This window comes from Bilifractor sp. HCP3S3_D3 (assembly GCF_052063915.1).
Classification (GTDB): domain Bacteria; phylum Bacillota; class Clostridia; order Lachnospirales; family Lachnospiraceae; genus Bilifractor.
The window spans coordinates 129,722-146,469 of the sequence record NZ_JBQHWP010000009.1 but is presented as its reverse complement, the minus strand read 5'-3'; the positions used below and the strand labels follow the sequence as shown (position 1 = coordinate 146,469).

Sequence of the window (16,748 nt, the reverse complement as noted above, 5' to 3'; positions counted from 1 at the left end):
CAGCGTGTTTGCAATCCGAAATTTTAAATTCCTTGGCTTTGCATTGGGAAGGAACGGTAGTGGCATTTATGTCAGGGTTCATCCAAAGTCATGGAAGAAGTTCAAGTCAAAGCTGAAAGATTTATCTTCCCGTAAGTCTGTGCAGACCATCAAGCCTAGTCTTGAGAAAATCAAGGTATATGCGAGAGGATGGCTTAACTACTACGGTATAGCAAGCATGAAGAACAACATAGATGATATCAACAAAAGGCTCTATCACAGAATACGTATGTGTATATGGAAACAATGGAAGAAGCCCAAGACAAAGGTACGTAATCTGATTAAGATGGGCGTGCCCGAGGACTTAGCATGGCAGGCTGGGAACAGCCGAAAAGGCCATTGGTTCACGACGCATACAGTCGCAGTCAATATGGCTATGACAAAAGAAAGACTGATAAACAGTGGCTTCTATGATTTAGCCACGGCCTATCAGTCTGTGCACGCCAACTATTGAAAGCGCCGTATACCGAACGGTACGTACGGTGTTGTGAGAGGACGGCGGTTAGTCACCGCCTCCTACTCGATTCTGTTTTCCATAGGAAACCGTTGTCAGATTCCGATATTGTCGGCGTAGTTCTTCAGAAATACTGCCATCTGTCCGCGCTTGCAGCTTACGTTCGGACTGAATTTGCCGTTGCCGGTTCCGCTTGTGATGTTGTTGTCCTTCGCCCAGGCGATCGCACGTGCATAGATGTTGTCGGAGGAAACATCTGAGAAGCCGGGTTCAGACGTCGTCACTTCGGGTCTTCCCGCCAGGTTGTAGAGGAACTGTACCATCTGAGCTCTGGTGCAGGGGTTTTTCGGGCTGAACTTCCCGTTGCCGCTTCCCGAGGTTATTCCATTCTCCGCTGCCCATGAAACGGCAGTTGCGTAGTAGTCGGTGGAGGAAACGTCTTTGAAGGAGGCCGGGGTTGAAATGGACGGCTTGCCTTTCATATTATAGAGGAACAGAACCATCTGACCGCGAGAGCAGTTATTGTCAGGACCATAAAGATTGTTGCCTGTGCCGTTTGTGATACTCTTCTCACGCGCCCAGTATACGGAATCAAAGTAATAGCTGTTCAGGTTCGGCACATCCTCAAAGAGTGTTTCGGAAAGGTAATTCGCGTAAGCACTGATTCTGTTTCTGTACTCGTCTGTGGTATAAGCGTCGGATTCACCGGCCCAGTGAAAAGACTGTCCCATCGTTACGCCATAGGGATTGGATCCAAGCTGCGTGATCGCAAAACCGGTTGTGGTATAGGAGGGATCGATGATATTCAGGTAATGACCGATTTGCTGCTGATCGGTGACTCCGGAATCATATGCCGCCTTCTCCTGGTCATACCATCCGGTGAAGGGATCGGGATATCCCCAGGAAAGATTCTCCCCCATATTAAACTGCTTCGCGTGCTGCAGGTTGTCCTTGGACCAGTTGACATCTGCCTCCTCACAGGCCATCAGAACGTCGGTCACCTTCAGAGCGGAAAGGCCGTGCTTAGCGCGGAGAGCATTGCACTCGTCAATGAATTGAAGGCTGTTGTATACATTGTTCATATCGGTGGCGTCGCCATATGCACCTGGTGTGGTGTAGGACGCATAAGTGCTATTAAAGATGGCATTCAGGGCATCGGTGGAATGATAATAATCAAACAGACCGACGGAACCCAGCAAAAATCTCGCAGAGGCAAGTCTCGCGGCTTTCGCTTCCTCTGGGGTGCCTTCCGGATAGAGCTCATCCGGATCGAGGTTTGACTCTGTCACATCGTCCGTTCCGGTTAGCCCCTCGGTATCAGATTCTTCATTCGTCCCTGCCTGGGCAGGTGCGTCCGCCGTGTTGTCGGAGTCAGCCGGATTTCCCGCCCCGACAATTGTGATATCGAAGCCCGTGGACCCGGGCGCGCTGCCGAGGTCAAAATCTGCTGCCTGTACCGTCACCGTACTCATTGCGATTGACAGGGCAAGTGCTGCTACAACTAGTTTTCTTTTCATAAAGTTCTCCTCCCTTTCCAAATCACCCCGCATGAACGATGCAGGGCTCGCGATGCATATATTAGAACGATATATGGCTACAAGAATTTTACCACGAAAAGAGAAAAAAGACAGGAGATTCGAGAAATGTAAAATAAATATACCTGAATTGTAATATGTGGCAGGAATTTAAACGGATAAACTTTTAACGGCAAGGGGATGCTCCGGCAAAGGTACGGTACAATCTTAGCCGTTCTGGTGGTGCGTGAACGGTAATATGATGCGTCAGGATTGAGGCCGGGTCACAAAAAGTTCAGTGTATTTAATCGATATTTGTGTTCTAATTCTTGCAGCCGGTAACCACTGTGCGATATATAGTGCCGCATAATGTATAAGCTGCGGATTGCTCCGTGCTTCGCACTCTCGCAATCCACAGGCATTCGCAATCGCATACAGTACATTCTACACTGGAGGTATTGTCATGGAGAAACACAAGCAATTTGGAATTCTTGCACTGGTATGTATGCTGTTGACGTTCTTTTCCGGAATCTGCAAGCCGATCCGAAGGGTACATGGCTGCTTTGGATGTCTTACGCTGCTGTTTATGATCGGAGCTGTGGTGAGTGGTCATTCAATGCTCAGAAAGACTGACGCGGATGGAGATGAAGGCGAAGCAGTGGAGAATGCATGAACATATCGATGCAGTATCATTTCGCGGAAGCGTATGAGCCTTTTTACTTCTCCTTCCTGGCGGTCTGCCTGATCATCGCGATACAGGTCTACCGTCGGGTACAGTCAAATCTCGGCAGGGAGTCCGTGACGGGTGCTTTCAAGTTAATCATCCGGGTCTATTTTATCTATATCATCACGGATTTCCTGTGGGTTTTTGTGTCATTTTATACGGACTCTCTGATCTTGGTTGTCGTTCTGGAGTATATCGAGTCCGGTATCCTCGCTTTGTTCACCTTCTGCTGGTTCCGGTTTGCGGAATTCTATATTGATGGATTTCGGATGCAGAATATCCGAACCTGGATCTGGTATTCGATTCCGTATCTCGTCACGGTCGTTGTCACCGCATGGTATGTGCTGAATGTCACCGGTATCATGGGAGAGGCGCGTGTTTCATCGGCTCTGTATGTGATTAACAGTATAGCAGACTGCTTCTATCTGGGCTTTGCTTTTTTTCATACACTGTACAAGCTGGCACAGGAAAAGTACAGGATCCGACGTCAGCGGTATCTGGTTATACTGGAATGCATCGTCTATCCGGCGGTGGGAGCAGTGATCAGCTTTTTTATTTCGTATGTGCCGTATATCATTCTGGGTATTCTGCCGTCCATCATTAAGGTACTGATCGATATGCAGAACGCGAATATTTATACGGACGCCCTTACCCGGATCAACAACCGTTATCGGGTGGATGAGTATCTGGAGCACAACTGGGAGCATTGCTCTGAGGAGAGACCGCTGTGGATTTACCTCATCGACATCAATCAGTTCAAGAAGATCAATGACCGGTTCGGACACATGGAAGGTGACCGGGCGCTCGTGGCAATCGCGGATGCATTGAAGAAGATCGCGTATGAGGGGCTTGTCATCGGACGCTTCGGAGGGGACGAATTCATTCTTGTCGATCCTCAGGATCACGATCCGGAAGCACTCACCCGTGAGCTGCGCAGTTATCTGAAAGAGATCTCCGAAGAGAGGCGGTTTGCCTTTCCGCTTACTGTTTCTGTCGGATATGCTTCGTGCACAGATCCGAGGGAGCAGATCATCGATGTGAAAAAGCGCGCCGATGAAGTTCTGTATCAGGACAAAAAGGTGCAGAACGCGGGCGTAATTGAATGATTATCTGATTCTAAAAAGTATAAAATTTCTGTCAAATTCCCCGTTTTTCTTGACGGGGAATTTATTTTGTTGTATTCTGAATCCGAAAATGACTGATGGTCAGTTATGCAGGAGGTACATGCCATGTATTACAGCAGTGGAAATTATGAAGCATTTGCGACACCTGAGAAACCGGAAGGAATTGAGAAGAAACATGCGTATATTATAGGAACAGGCCTTGGAGGCCTTTCGGCTGCATGTTATCTGATCCGGGACGCACAGATGCCGGGAGAGAATATCACCCTGTTCGAGTCACTTCCGCTTGCGGGAGGTTCGTGCGACGGTCTGCATGACCCGCAGAAGGGATACATCATGCGCGGCGGCCGTGAGATGGATAATCATTTTGAATGTATGTGGGATCTGTTCCGGTCCATTCCCTCCATTGTCAATCCCGGAGAAACGATTTTTTCGGAGTATTACAAGCTGAACAAGGAGGATCCGAACTATTCCCTCTGCCGTGTAACGGAGAAGCAGGGACAGGATGCTCACACGGATCGGAAGTATGACCTGAACAAGAACGCGGAGAAGCAGCTGCTGAAGCTGATGTTTGCCAGCGATGAGGAGCTGGCGGACAAGACCATCGACGATATGTTTGATGATGATTTTTACCGGACAAACTTCTGGATCTACTGGCAGACCATGTTCGCGTTTGAGAAATGGCACAGTGCTCTCGAGATGAAGAAGTACATGCAGCGCTATGTCCATCACATCGACGGACTCCCGGATCTGAGTGCGCTGCGCTTCACACGATACAATCAGTATGAGTCGATGATCCTTCCGATGGTGAAGTATATCCAGGATGCCGGCGCGGTGATCCAGTACAATACACAGGTGACGAATATTGTCTGCGACTGCAAGCCTTCGCGAAAACAGGCTGTCAGACTGGAGTACACACAGGACGGAGAGGATAAGGCCATTGATCTGACTGAGGATGATCTGGTCTTTGTGACAAACGGTTCGCAGGGCGACGGTTCTGCCTACGGCGATCAGACGCATGCGCCTGAGATTCAGATCGAGAACGGACAGGGCCCGTCTGTGGAGCTGTGGAAGAAGCTGGCGGCTCAGGATGACGCCTTCGGTCATCCGGACGTATTCTTCCGGGACATCAAGGAGACCAGCTGGGAGTCCTGGACGGTGGATACGGCGAACAAGGAGATTCTGGAGGCCATCGAGAAGATCTGCCACAGAGATCCGCTCTCCGGAAAGGTAGTAACCGGCGGAATCGTGACAGCGAAGGATTCCAGCTGGCTCATCAGCTGGACAATCAACCGCCAGGGTCAGTTCCAGGATCAGCCGGATGATCACTGCCTGATCTGGGTTTACGGACTGAACTGCTGGGATGACTGCGGCGACTATGTCCAGAAGCCGATGTTCATGTGCAGCGGCCGTGAGCTCTGTGCGGAGTGGCTGTATCATCTCGGAATTCCTGCAGATCATATCGATGAGCTTGCGGACAAGGAGTGCAACACCACCCCATGCATGATGCCTTACGTAACGAGTTTCTTTGAGCCGAGAAAGTATGGCGATCGTCCGCTCGTGGTTCCGGAGGGATCCGTGAATCTGGCCTTCCTCGGACAGTATGCGGAGACTCCGCGGGATACGGTATTCACGACAGAATACTCCATCCGCACAGGTATGGAAGCGGTCTATACCCTCTGCAAGGTAGACCGGGGAGTTCCGGAGGTGTGGGGATCCATTTATGATATCCGCGATCTGATCACTGCAGGTGTGAAGATGAACGACGGCAAGATGATTAAGGACTGGCCGATCGGGGCAGGTGAGAAGGCGGCCATCATGGGCGCTCTGAAGCTCGCGCGCAACACGGATCTGGAGACGCTTCTGATCCGTCTCGGAGCGGCAGAGGAAAAGGACTTTGAACCGGTGATCGACAAGAAGAAGGCTGCCGAGGCGGTGGAAGACGTGAAGAACAGCGCGGTCACCAAGGCTGTCGGAGCGGCTGTCGCGGTTGCGGCAGGCGTGACGGCGCTGAAGCATCTGAAGAAGAAATAATTTAAGGAAGCATGACTCCGGGAAGAGATGATCCCCGGAAGCGTGATTCCGGAACATAATGATCCCGGAATATGATAATTCCGGGATTTATGGAGCAATGACGAAATTGGCAAGGGTCAGCAGAAAACCTGCCATTTCGCCATTGCTTTTTTCTGCGAGAAAGCTGAGCATTGCGTGATACTTCTGATTATTGAGCTCGACGCTGAAATCAAAGGCCGGATGCTTCGCGTCGACTTTGCGGATCACGTCAGTCAGGATCGCATAAAGACTGAAATCCTGCCTGAGGGAGTACTGATATTTGTTCACGGCGATCACAGAGTCCTTCAGCAGATCCTGCATATCCTTGTCGATGCGGAGGAGTGCCAGCTGTTGATCCGGATTGAGGACAATGACGGCTCTTGCCAGAAGAAGAGGCTGATGATTCTGCGGATTCTGATAGCGGAAAGGCAAATTATTCACGAGACTCACCTCAGCCATGGTCTGATAGAAGCGGTCCGTATCTTCGTCTGTAACGTTGCTGACGAAAGGACTGCCAATCAGATCCTTGAGCGGGATCGGTCTGCTGAAGAAAAAGCCCTGAATGAAGTTCATACCCCATTGCTGTGCATACCAGAGCTGTTCTCTGGTTTCAATTCCCTCCGCGATCATCATGCTGCCGGTCTCATGGCAGAGATCAACGATGCTTTGAATGATGATTTTGGTTCGCTGATTCGAGAGATCCCGGAAGAAGGACTGGTCAATCTTCACGCCCTGGACCTCATAATTATGGAAGGCGGACAGAGAAGATTCTCCGACACCGAAATCATCCATCCACACCCGGTAGCCGTGCTCGTTCAGCTGCTTCACGGCATCATGAATCAGATTTGTCTCCGCGAAGGCGGATTCCGTGATCTCGAACTGAATCTGTTCCCTTGGGATCTCATAACGCGAGACAATGCGCTCGATTTCCTCCGGCATATTCATGATTTTGAAATCGGTCTGAGACAGATTAACATTGACAAAAAGCTTTCTCGGGAACTTATCGCTGTATTTCCGGATATCCCTGCACACCTGTTCCAGAAGGTACAGATCGAGACGGTAAGCCTCGAAGCTTTCTTCCAGGTAAGGAACATAATCAGCGGGAGAAATCATGCCCTTCTCCGGATCGATCCACCGGCTCAGTGCCTCAAATCCGCAGGTGGTTCCGGAAAGGGATCCGACGATCGGCTGGTAGTACGGAACAAAATGGCCTGCCTCCAAGGCAGCGATGAAATTGTTGTGTACAAAGTTTTCCCTCGCACGTTTCTGCTCCAGTACTGCATCGTAGATGCAGAGATAGTTGTCGCCTGAGGTGACATTATATGCCTGATTTGCCGCATATCTCGCGTTGTACATACCGGTGATGAAGTCTGCAGGAGCGTCAGTATCGTGATGGTGATAAATTCCGGCACGGAGAATGACAACCCGGCTGCTTTCCAGAGCGGCGACGTCGGACTGAACTTTTCGGATCCGGTCCGTGAATTCAGAATCCGGGACTGTCGCATACAGTACAAAATGATCCAGCTCGCGGGTGAAGAGGATCGAGTCGGGAAAATTCCGCAGGAGTGTATTAAGAATGGCCTGAAGGATGATTTGTCCGTTCCGGGTGCCAATGGTTTCATTGATTTCCGCAAAACGGTTGACGTTCAGATAGGCAATTGACCATGATTTGCCTGCCATTTTATTCTGGGTGAAAAATTTTACGGCGTCATCCGTGTTTTTTATGGCAGCTGGGGATAGAAGCTGGTCTGTCATCATCCGGATCGAGGCATTGACCAGAGACAGCGTCCCCTGCATCGTGCCTTTTCCGTCGCTTTTTGCCTTATAGAGGTAATTGTCGGCGATTTTTATCAGAGCGCGCAGATCGGATTCCGCATGAGGAATACCGACACAATATCCGATGCTGCAGGTAAAGGGGTGATCATCCCCGGTTTCCGCGCAGGAATTCTGGAACTCGCGGAGTTTCTGGCTGAACGACTGGGCATTGTCCCTGGAGATGATCAGAAACTCATCTCCGCCATATCGATAGCAGCGATCCTCGTAATCATGAAAAACATGTCTGAGTTTTTTCCCGGTCTTCTCGAGCACCTTGTCCCCGTATTCATGACCGTAATTGTCGTTGTATTGCTTGAAGGAATCCAGATCGATCAGTGCCAGAGACAGCTTCTGGTTGATGTAGCCGGGAAAATCCTTCCGCAGCGCATAGCGGTTAAGAAGGGTGGTAAGCGCGTCTGTCCTGCTCTTGGTGTAATAGAGATCCCTCTTGCTCTCAATGGAGAACAGCATGCCTTCTGTATGAAGAAAGGAAATCCAACGGACCCAGTTGACAAAGCCGCAGATCAGATGCAGGGCAATGATATCGACCAGATCCTGCCACGCAATATTATGATGCAGGAAGCACAGAACAAAGATCATCGACACAATGTTGATCGCGGCATTCCGGATAAAAGACGGAATATCCGAGAGCGGCAGCAGATAGACGATGATCGTGACAAGAATGTATTCAAAGAAAAAACTGCTGTTCTTCTGAGTGGTAAAAAAGGTCATACTTGACAGAATCATGTTGATGCCGCAGAAGAGATGGAAGATCAGCGCGGCATGACCGCGTGTGATATCATCCCCGGGCCTTTTCTGCTCATACAGCACCAGCCGCAGGAAGACAACGTTGGTCAGAAACAGGATAAGGTAGGCAGAGGTGGCGTTGACACCGGAGAGCACATAGCCCTTGTCTAAGGATAAAACAGAGCCGATCACTCCGATCAGTGCGAGTATGCAGAGAAGAATACACGCGGTGATGCTGTAAAATATGCTGTTTTTGAGGATATCAGACTTAAGGCGGGGATCCTTGTCTGCAGAAAGATCCAGGTCTCTCCCGACGATTAATTTTGCCAGCCTTTGCAGAAACTTCTCTCTACGTACTTTCATAGATTCTCCGGTAAAACACGATGTGATAATTGTGCCACAAACTGTATGAAACGAGATAAAACACGCTGCGCGAGTTTTATCTCGCTATCGCGATGCTCGCCGCACACGAATACTTCGCATTCGGCTGCGGCTCACTGTTCGCGTAAATAAAAACTATTTTTATTATAGCATTATTAGAGGAAAGTGTGTACATGTAAGCATCGGAAAAGCCTGATATGTACCCGGAAGAAACCTGGCATATACTTGAAAGAAATTTGACATAAGTATTGGAATAAACCTGGTATAGTTGTACCGGAAGTGCTGTTTTTTTTTTTTGGGGGGGGGTCTTCTAATTCTTAAGACTTCGTTCGCCGTTTTATGGTATACTGATAGATAAGCTTGTAAGCTTGTTGAAAAATAGAGGAGCCTTATGAAAACACTTGCAGTTTTCCTGGCGTATTCGAAATGGAAATATAATTATGCGTGAAAAAATATCTTTCTTCTTTCAAAAACTTAAGCTTACGATTTTTCCGGATGTTTCGAGAAATGTGAAGGATGAAATCATCCGGGATAATGTCTATCGCCTGAAGAAGATTTCAGCTGCGGTTACGGCAGTTGAGATTGTGATTCTGACCCTGTTCTGCGTTCATTACTATTTCGCTGTTCTGCATTATTGGCGGAGTGTGATCAGCGCCCTGACATGTATTTTGGTAAGTGTATATATCACGGTGCATATGACAAGAATTTCGCGGAATGAGATCAGCCTGAATAAGCATCTTCTGCGCGAAAATGTGATTATCATTCTTTATTACGGAATTCTGGTTTTCTGGGGTATGGCGGCGTCGCTGCGCCATTATGTGTCCGGAGAGCAGATGCTGACCTTTTTCATAGTGGAAATTGTGTTTACCTGTTTCGTTACGATGCCTCCGCTGATGAGTATCGCTCTGATTCTGTCGGCACACGGTATTTTCTTCATTGCTCTGGAATTGGAAGACGGAGCGGCGAGAATCAGTTTCCTGAATTATCTGGCACTCGCTCTGCTTCTATGCGCCGGCATGATCACCCGCTACCACATTGAAGTAAGGCAGATCCGGCAGTGTATAGAGGTGGAGAACCTGAATAAAAAGCTGGAGATCCTTTCCATGACAGATGCTCTGACGGGTATCGGAAACCGGATGGCTCTCCGGACAGTTTTTCAGAATTATGTCGGCGGTCAGGTCGCCGTAATGATGGCGGATGTCGATTATTTCAAACGGTATAATGATGAAGCGGGACATGAGGCGGGAGATCAGGTGCTGATGTGCGTGGCGTCTTTGCTCACGCGGTATTTTCCGAGAAATTGCTGCTTTCGTTATGGAGGAGACGAATTTCTGGTTCTCATGAAAACGGATCAGTCGGAGGAGTTTCAGCACCGTATTGACAGCTGGCAGGATGCTGTTTCAGCCGCCTCCGTTCCCGGAATTTCAGTCCCGATCCGGTGCAGTGCCGGATTCGTAGGAGAAAGAGTGGAAAGCGAGGAGGAGCTCAGAAGGCTGGTTCACAAGGCGGACAGGGAGCTCTATCTGGTAAAGGAAACGCATCACAAGAGCGTACGCGGAAGAAGGTGAACGGAGAAGACAGCCGGTTAAGCTGTTTTCCCGTGTGCTGTTCTTACCGGGTACGCTCTTGATGATTTCGCAGCGGAGAGGGTATTCTGTTAAGGATCAGGGGGCTTCGTTCAGGAAATCCCGGATCAGGGGGTCCCTTCAGAAAATCCTGAATCAGGGGGTTCCTTCAGAAATTCCCGGATCAGGAGACTTCGTTCAGGGAATCCCGGATTGCTTCGGCAAGGCTGGTCAGATCGTCTTCCTGTTCTTCCTTCATCGCGGAGGCGAGCGACAGCCTTTCATTCAGGATGGTCATGTCCTTCAGCTCGTTGTTGAGGAAGTCCTGCATCAGATCCCCTGACTTGCATGCCCAGGAGCCGTTTTCGATGATGGCGAAGGTTCGTTTCTGGAGGTTCAGCGCCTTCATATCCATCAGATAGTTGTGCATCACCGGATAGATGCCGAGGTTATAGGTGACCGAGGCCAGGACGATGTGGCTGACACGGAAGGTCTCGGAGATCAGGTAGGATACGTGTGTGTTCGACACATCGTATACGACCGTGTTGGTGACGCCGAGCTCCGCCAGCTTTGCGGCCAGCGCCTGGGCAGCCGCCTCGGTATTGCCGTACATGGAGGCGTAGCAGATCATGACCGCCTTCTCCTCCGGCTCATAGGTGCTCCAGTGCTGGTATTTGTCCAGCAGATAGTCAAAATCGCTGCGCCACACCAGTCCGTGAAGCGGGCAGATATATTTGATCTGCGGAAGCAGGGGAGCTGCCTTCTTCAGAAGCTTCTGAATATGCGGACCGTATTTCCCCACGATGTTGGTGAGATAGCGTCTGGACTCGTCGATCCAGTCGCGGTCGTAATTCACCTCGTCATTGAAAAGCTTTCCGTCCAGAGCGATGAAGGAGCCGAAGGCGTCCGCGGAGAAGAGAACGCCGTTCGTGGTGTCGAAGGTGACCATTGCCTCCGGCCAGTGCACCATCTGTGCCTGCACGAAGGCGACGGTATGATCTCCGAAGCAGGCAGTGTCGCCTTCCTTCACCTCAATGGTTTCGTGTCCGTCCGTGTGAAAACCGAACTGATGCATCAGCATAAATCCTTTTTCCGTGCAGTAGATGCGGCAGTCGGGGTAGCGGAGCAGTACCTCCTGAAGAGATGCCGCGTGGTCAGGCTCCAGGTGGTTGACCACCAGAGCGTCGAGCTTCGCGCCGTCCAGAAGATACTCGATGTTCTCGAGCATCTGGCGGCAGGCCGACCAGTCAACGGTGTCAAAAAGTACGTTCTGCTTATCCTTCAGCAGATATGCGTTATAGCTGACTCCTCTCGGTATCGGGTGAATATTCTCGAAGAGATGAGTGCGATGATCATTCGCGCCGACCCACCACAGATTGTCCGTCACCTGTCTTACACAATGCATATGGTTTCCTCCTATATAATGATGATTCGACATGCCTGTCCTTTAATGCCATACTGATGATTCGACATGCCCGTCCTTTATATGCCTGTCTTTCGCAGATCTTCGACATGTCTGCCTTTTGCAGGTTTTCGATATGCCGGTTCTGGAATTTGTCATATCCGTTGTCTGAATCCGTGAATTATTCCACCTTTGTGAAGTTTGCCTTTGGTTCCGCGCATTCCGGACATACCCAGTCCTCCGGAAGCTTCTCGAAGAGGGTTCCTGGCCTGATGTCGGCAGCCGGGTCTCCGATGGCAGCATCGTATTCGTATCCGCATCCGTCGCATACATAGAGGCTGTACGGCGGTTTCATCTTCTTGGGCTGAGCGCGTTTGATCTTCTTCATCGGCGGAGCGGGTTTCTTCTCGCCCGTGTCGAGTGCTTCTGTAAGAAGCGGGAGAATCTCGTTCACATCTCCGACGATACCGTAATCGCAGTTCTTGAAGATCGGCGCGTTCGGATTCTTGTTGATCGCGACAATGGTGGATGCCTCACGGATGCCCTTCAGGTGCTGAACAGCTCCGGAGATGCCGCAGGCGATATACAGGTTGCCGGAGAACTTCTGCCCGGACATGCCGACGTAGCGGTTGAGCGGTACGTAGTGAAGAGTTTCGGATACCGGACGGGAGGAGCCGATGGCTGCGCCGGCGGCTGCCGCCAGATCCTCGATCAGCTTCATGTTCTCCTTCGGACCGATGCCCTTTCCTGCGGATACCACACGTTCCGCCTTCGCGATCGGGGTGTCCTTCGGGATGCCGACCGTGAAGTCATAGCCATCCTTTTTCAGATCCTTTACCAGTTCCTCGACACGTTCCTGTGCGGAGCCGTCCTTGAGGATCTTTTTTCTGCGAGCGCCGGTGACATTCGGCTGCTGCTGGAAGAGCGGAGCAGAAGCCTCCTTCGGAGCCTTTCCGAGGATCGCGGTCGAGATGACAAGACGCTGAATCTCGTTGGTTCCCTCATAGATGGTTGTGATCTTCGCGTCGCGGTAAAATCTTTCAACATCCATGCCCTTCAGGTAGCCGTTGCCGCCGTGAATCTGCAGTGCCTCGTCGCAGACCTCCACGGCGGTATCCGAAGCGTACTGCTTTGCCATTGCGGCCTCCATTGCATAGGGCTCATGGTTCTGCTTCAGCTCCGCGGCGCTGTAGACGAGCATCCGGGATGCCCGGATCTTTGTCGCCATATCTGCGATCTTGAAGGAGATCGCCTGCTGGAAGGCAATTGGCTTATGGAACTGCACGCGCTCCTTGGAGTAAGCGATTGCGCTCTCAAACGCTCCCTGTGAGATGCCAAGCGCCTGTGCGGCGATGCCGATGCGTCCGCCGTCAAGTGTGTTCATGGCAATCTTGAATCCCTGACCTTCCTGCCCGAGGAGATTTTCCTTCGGAACTTTCACATTGTTGAACAGGAGCTGGGCTGTTGCGGAGGAACGGATGCCGAGCTTGTCGTAGTGATCGCCGAATTCAAATCCGGGCATGCCCTTTTCGACGATGAAGGCACTGATGCCTCTGGAGCCGATTCCCGGCGTGGTGAGGGCGAAGATTACGTAGATGTCGGCCTCTCCGCCGTTGGTGATGAAGATCTTCTCACCGTTGAGCAGGTAATAGTCGCCCTGCAGTACAGCGGTGGTCTCCGTGCCGCCGGCATCCGAACCGGCATTCGGCTCGGTAAGGCCGAATGCGCCGAGCTTCTCGCCCTTCGCGAGAGGAACAAGATATTTCTGCTTCTGCTCCTCGGTTCCGTACGCGGCGATGGGCCAGGTTCCCAGAGAAGTGTGCGCGGAGAGGATAACGCCCACGCCGGCATCGACTCTGGAGAGCTCCTCCACGGCGATGGCGTAGCTTGTTACGTCAAGCCCTGCGCCGCCGTATTCCTTCGGGTAGGGAAGTCCCATGATGCCTAGATCGGTCATCTTGCGAACAACCTCTGACGGGAAAATATTGCCCTTGTCCCATTCGAAAGAGTATGGTTTGATTTCGGCTTCGGCAAAGGCGCGTACCTTCGCGCGGAGTTCCTCCTGTTTCTGTGTGGTTGCGTAGTTCATAGACCTGCCTCCTTTTCCTGAATATTTTTCATTTCCAAAATCAGATGAAACACAAAAATTTAAACACATTCAGAGTGAGATAAAACACATTTCGGGGTTTTCCGCCATCGCGATGCTCTTTGTATACAGCAGATGCACGGTCAATACAATTCCAACGACCCGGCTGCTGTCAGCAGCTGTCAGCAACGGTCATAAGGTAAATTTCATGTACAGGAAGACCTCAATTCAGACTCAATTCAAATGACGGGGTGGGGCGGATTTCGTTGTATCTGGACCGGTCTTCAAAAGGTCGCGGATAGATAGTTTCGCGAGCTCGTGATCAAGCTTCTGCTGAATCCCGCAGAGTCTGGAATGGATCGTGCATTTCCTGCAGTTCTTCGCGGACCAGGTGCAGTGATAGCCGGGGCTCATGCAGTCAGAGATATAAGAGTCGGATTCCGTGATCCGGATGACGTCCAGAAGGGTAAGTCTGCTGAGATCGGCGGTGAGCTCTGTTCCTCCATTGACGCCCCGGACGCTCTTCACAATTCCCGCTTCCGTCAGTTTCCGCAGAATCTTATACGCGAACTGAAGCGGAACGGCCTCGCTCTCGCAGAGCTCTTTGACATTGTGCCGTTCTCCGTCCGCCAGAGCGCGGAGAATTCGTAAAGCGTAGTCAGTTTCCCGGGTGATCAGCATTGTTTTCTTCCTTTTGTTTGGTCTGTGAATCGATCTGTAAATCAGCTTGTGAATCAGTCTGTGAATCGGTCTGTATATTGGCTTGTGGATCAGTCTGTGAATCGGTCTGTATATTGGCTTGTGGATCAGTCTGTGAATCGGCTGATGAATCAGTAAGTGAATCAGATTGTTTTGATCAGCCTGTTATTTGTTGCCGTCAAATAATTTATGAGATATTCGTTGGCGTCAAATAATTTATAAGATAACTGTAATATACTGGAGCATTTTAGTCAACAATAAGGAGGGCGAGAATTGCAAATTCGTGCAAATATCATGATTATTGTCTGATATTATTGTGCAGAATACTGAGAATAATCAGGCGGTCCAACATCTCTGATGATGGCAGCCGATAGCGACCCCGCTTCCGGGAACTCAGAACATACCGTCAGAGAGAACAGTTCGATTTTGTGGGGCATAAATCACCCGGAATCATTAAAAATCAAGGAAAATTTGACGTGAGATAGCTTTGTTGCTATTATTGAAAATGTAATATTATCGTTATATTTTTTTGTATTTAACCGAATTAACCGAACAGGCGCAAGGGTGTGCAGCGCGGTGTGATTAAGACCTTATCTTTCTTGCAGCGCGGTGTGATTTACCGCTTATTCATTTTTGTGAAAAACGTATGAGCGTTAGAAATATTATGAAGAAGATAAGAACTATCCTGATTCAGAGAAAAATAAAGTCGGAGGAGGGCGCAAGCCTGTCCGTGGCATTGCTGTTTTTCCTGGTATGCGCGGTTGTCGGGTCCGTGATTCTCGCCGTGGCGGCTTCATCGGTAGGTCGAATGAAGAATTTGTCCTCGACGGAACGAGATAAGGATGCTGTGTATTCTACGGCAAGACTTGTCGTGCGTCGCATGGCGGGGAAGAATCTAACGGATGAGAAGATTCTTCCGGGACTTCTGGGACTCGAAGCTTCCGAAAAAAGCGATGAGGACGGAACGAGTGATGACGCCGGAAAAAGTGCCAAAGTCAGCACCGGCAAGGCAGGAGACATTACGCAGATTGTCTGCAACCCGGCGGACAATACCCTGACGGCGACTGTGCAGTTTTCTTTCTATCGGAGAGTAAATGAAGACGGAACCTATGTCGATTCCAGAACTGCTGATGCCGGTACGTCCGGAGCAGCTTCTACTCCAGAATCCGGAGGGACGGTTTCAACGGGAACCACTGAAACTCCGGGAGGAAATACGGTCGACAGTTCCGGCACATCACAGGCAGGCACTTCGGATTACCTGAACGGAAGGCTTCCGGAATCTCCGTTTGCGAATCTTCAGAGTACGACCGGCGAGACTGTGGATTCCAGACTGAATCTCACCGGGTATGAAATCGTTCGTGCGGGAGAGGTTATCGATTCCTTCTGGTACAACTATGTCTTGAAGGATGATGGAAAACTTGGGCAGCAAGTTGCTGATTCTGGATTTCCCGGCGATAATGCTTACAATTGGACCCGCGATGATGTTCCGGGCAATCATACCTGGATGTACGGCCACAGTGATTCAGTGGACAATTCCCTGACTGACTCTGCGTTCAAAAAACAGTCGTATATTTTGAACGTTGGAAATGACAGCGAAGCACTTAAGGTCTGCGTGGATTTTTACATGGACAAAGATCTGAACATCGAGGCGCAGATTTATCCTTATAAAGATGATAAAAATGGGCAACAGATTTCCACGTTTAAAAACGCGTCGGCAAGATGTCTGATGAAGATTCCTGCGAACGGCGGAGAACTGCAGTACACACAGGATACAGACACCGAAGAAAATAAAGACACCGCAGAATCGGGGGCATCTGCTCCCATCGCAGTTTCCGGAACAACAGGAGGATCCGGCGCGCCATCAGAAGTATCGCCCCAGAACAAGGATGATACGGATGGCTCCGTTACCTACAAGGTGACTGTTACCAGAAGTGTGACACTGAGCGGATTCGGATGGGGAGAAGCAAAGGTCTACACCGGCTCCGCGATTGCCGCGCAGAATCCGGCGGGATCATAAGGATCTGGCAGGTACATAAGGATCTGACGGGATTATTAGAATCCGGAAGGCTCATAGGGATCTGTCGGGCCCATAAGGATCCGGCGAATGTCCTTTGGAGATGGACGGATGATTAAGGGACAGTGAGAAGAA

11 protein-coding genes are annotated in these 16,748 nt (G+C 50.3%); 6 read left to right on the top strand and 5 right to left on the bottom strand.

The features are described 5' to 3' along the window. Window positions 1-493, top strand: a 493-nt coding sequence (locus tag ACTNDI_RS07315; protein WP_441100274.1) for a group II intron maturase-specific domain-containing protein, incomplete at its 5' end; no start/stop codon positions are given. Window positions 494-588: 95 nt separating this feature from the next. Here the strand turns inward: ACTNDI_RS07315 and ACTNDI_RS07310 are convergent. Further along, window positions 589-2,010, bottom strand: coding sequence for an S-layer homology domain-containing protein (locus tag ACTNDI_RS07310; protein ID WP_441100273.1), 1,422 nt, complete (start codon window positions 2,008-2,010; stop codon window positions 589-591). A gap of 460 nt (window positions 2,011-2,470) precedes the next feature. On the opposite strand from ACTNDI_RS07310, the gene ACTNDI_RS07305 reads away from it, so the two are divergent. The 3 genes from ACTNDI_RS07305 to ACTNDI_RS07295 all read left to right on the top strand — a co-directional run bounded on the left by ACTNDI_RS07305 (window position 2,471) and on the right by ACTNDI_RS07295 (window position 5,886). Then, window positions 2,471-2,680, top strand: coding sequence for a DUF6219 family protein (locus tag ACTNDI_RS07305; RefSeq protein WP_441100272.1), 210 nt, complete (start codon window positions 2,471-2,473; stop codon window positions 2,678-2,680). Further along, the gene (locus ACTNDI_RS07300) at window positions 2,677-3,837 is read left to right on the top strand and encodes a GGDEF domain-containing protein (RefSeq protein WP_441100270.1); all 1,161 of its coding nucleotides are present in this window, start codon (window positions 2,677-2,679) and stop codon (window positions 3,835-3,837) included. The genes ACTNDI_RS07305 and ACTNDI_RS07300 overlap by 4 nt, the downstream gene beginning before the upstream one ends. A gap of 123 nt (window positions 3,838-3,960) precedes the next feature. Then, window positions 3,961-5,886 (top strand): oleate hydratase, encoded by a 1,926-nt coding sequence (locus ACTNDI_RS07295; protein WP_441100268.1) that lies wholly within the window; start codon window positions 3,961-3,963, stop codon window positions 5,884-5,886. Between the two features lie 87 nt (window positions 5,887-5,973). Here ACTNDI_RS07295 and ACTNDI_RS07290 read toward each other — a convergent pair whose 3' ends face one another. Further along, a complete protein-coding gene (locus tag ACTNDI_RS07290) occupies window positions 5,974-8,829 on the bottom strand; it encodes an EAL domain-containing protein (protein WP_441100266.1) in 2,856 nt (951 codons plus the stop codon). Between the two features lie 458 nt (window positions 8,830-9,287). On the opposite strand from ACTNDI_RS07290, the gene ACTNDI_RS07285 reads away from it, so the two are divergent. After that, window positions 9,288-10,415 carry a GGDEF domain-containing protein gene (locus ACTNDI_RS07285; RefSeq protein ID WP_441100264.1) on the top strand — a complete coding sequence of 376 codons (1,128 nt, stop codon included), beginning with the start codon at window positions 9,288-9,290 and terminating at the stop codon, window positions 10,413-10,415. Window positions 10,416-10,596: 181 nt separating this feature from the next. Here the strand turns inward: ACTNDI_RS07285 and ACTNDI_RS07280 are convergent, their stop codons facing one another. From ACTNDI_RS07280 to ACTNDI_RS07270, 3 genes are all read right to left on the bottom strand, one after another. Continuing rightward, on the bottom strand, window positions 10,597-11,817 hold the full coding sequence (locus tag ACTNDI_RS07280) for an FprA family A-type flavoprotein (RefSeq protein WP_441100262.1): 1,221 nt from the start codon (window positions 11,815-11,817) through the stop codon (window positions 10,597-10,599). Window positions 11,818-11,995: 178 nt separating this feature from the next. Then, window positions 11,996-13,903, bottom strand: coding sequence for an acyl-CoA dehydrogenase family protein (locus ACTNDI_RS07275; RefSeq protein ID WP_441100261.1), 1,908 nt, complete (start codon window positions 13,901-13,903; stop codon window positions 11,996-11,998). 231 nt (window positions 13,904-14,134) lie between these two features. Further along, window positions 14,135-14,581: an RrF2 family transcriptional regulator gene (locus ACTNDI_RS07270; protein WP_441100259.1), complete on the bottom strand. Its 447-nt coding sequence runs from the start codon at window positions 14,579-14,581 to the stop codon at window positions 14,135-14,137. Window positions 14,582-15,263: 682 nt separating this feature from the next. Here ACTNDI_RS07270 and ACTNDI_RS07265 point away from each other — a divergent pair. Next, the gene (locus ACTNDI_RS07265; protein WP_441100258.1) at window positions 15,264-16,616 is read left to right on the top strand and encodes a hypothetical protein; all 1,353 of its coding nucleotides are present in this window, start codon (window positions 15,264-15,266) and stop codon (window positions 16,614-16,616) included. Window positions 16,617-16,748 lie beyond the last annotated feature (132 nt).

What these genes read in the sequence shown, in the direction of transcription:
- ACTNDI_RS07300 (WP_441100270.1), top strand. Translation starts at nt 2,677, where the DNA reads ATGAACATATCGATGCAGTATCATTTCGCGGAAGCGTATGAGCCTTTT.
- ACTNDI_RS07285 (WP_441100264.1), top strand. Translation starts at nt 9,288, where the DNA reads ATGCGTGAAAAAATATCTTTCTTCTTTCAAAAACTTAAGCTTACGATT.
- ACTNDI_RS07295 (WP_441100268.1), top strand. Translation starts at nt 3,961, where the DNA reads ATGTATTACAGCAGTGGAAATTATGAAGCATTTGCGACACCTGAGAAA.
- ACTNDI_RS07280 (WP_441100262.1), bottom strand. Translation starts at nt 11,817, where the DNA reads ATGCATTGTGTAAGACAGGTGACGGACAATCTGTGGTGGGTCGGCGCG.
- ACTNDI_RS07265 (WP_441100258.1), top strand. Translation starts at nt 15,264, where the DNA reads ATGAAGAAGATAAGAACTATCCTGATTCAGAGAAAAATAAAGTCGGAG.
- ACTNDI_RS07310 (WP_441100273.1), bottom strand. Translation starts at nt 2,010, where the DNA reads ATGAAAAGAAAACTAGTTGTAGCAGCACTTGCCCTGTCAATCGCAATG.
- ACTNDI_RS07270 (WP_441100259.1), bottom strand. Translation starts at nt 14,581, where the DNA reads ATGCTGATCACCCGGGAAACTGACTACGCTTTACGAATTCTCCGCGCT.
- ACTNDI_RS07275 (WP_441100261.1), bottom strand. Translation starts at nt 13,903, where the DNA reads ATGAACTACGCAACCACACAGAAACAGGAGGAACTCCGCGCGAAGGTA.
- ACTNDI_RS07290 (WP_441100266.1), bottom strand. Translation starts at nt 8,829, where the DNA reads ATGAAAGTACGTAGAGAGAAGTTTCTGCAAAGGCTGGCAAAATTAATC.
- ACTNDI_RS07305 (WP_441100272.1), top strand. Translation starts at nt 2,471, where the DNA reads ATGGAGAAACACAAGCAATTTGGAATTCTTGCACTGGTATGTATGCTG.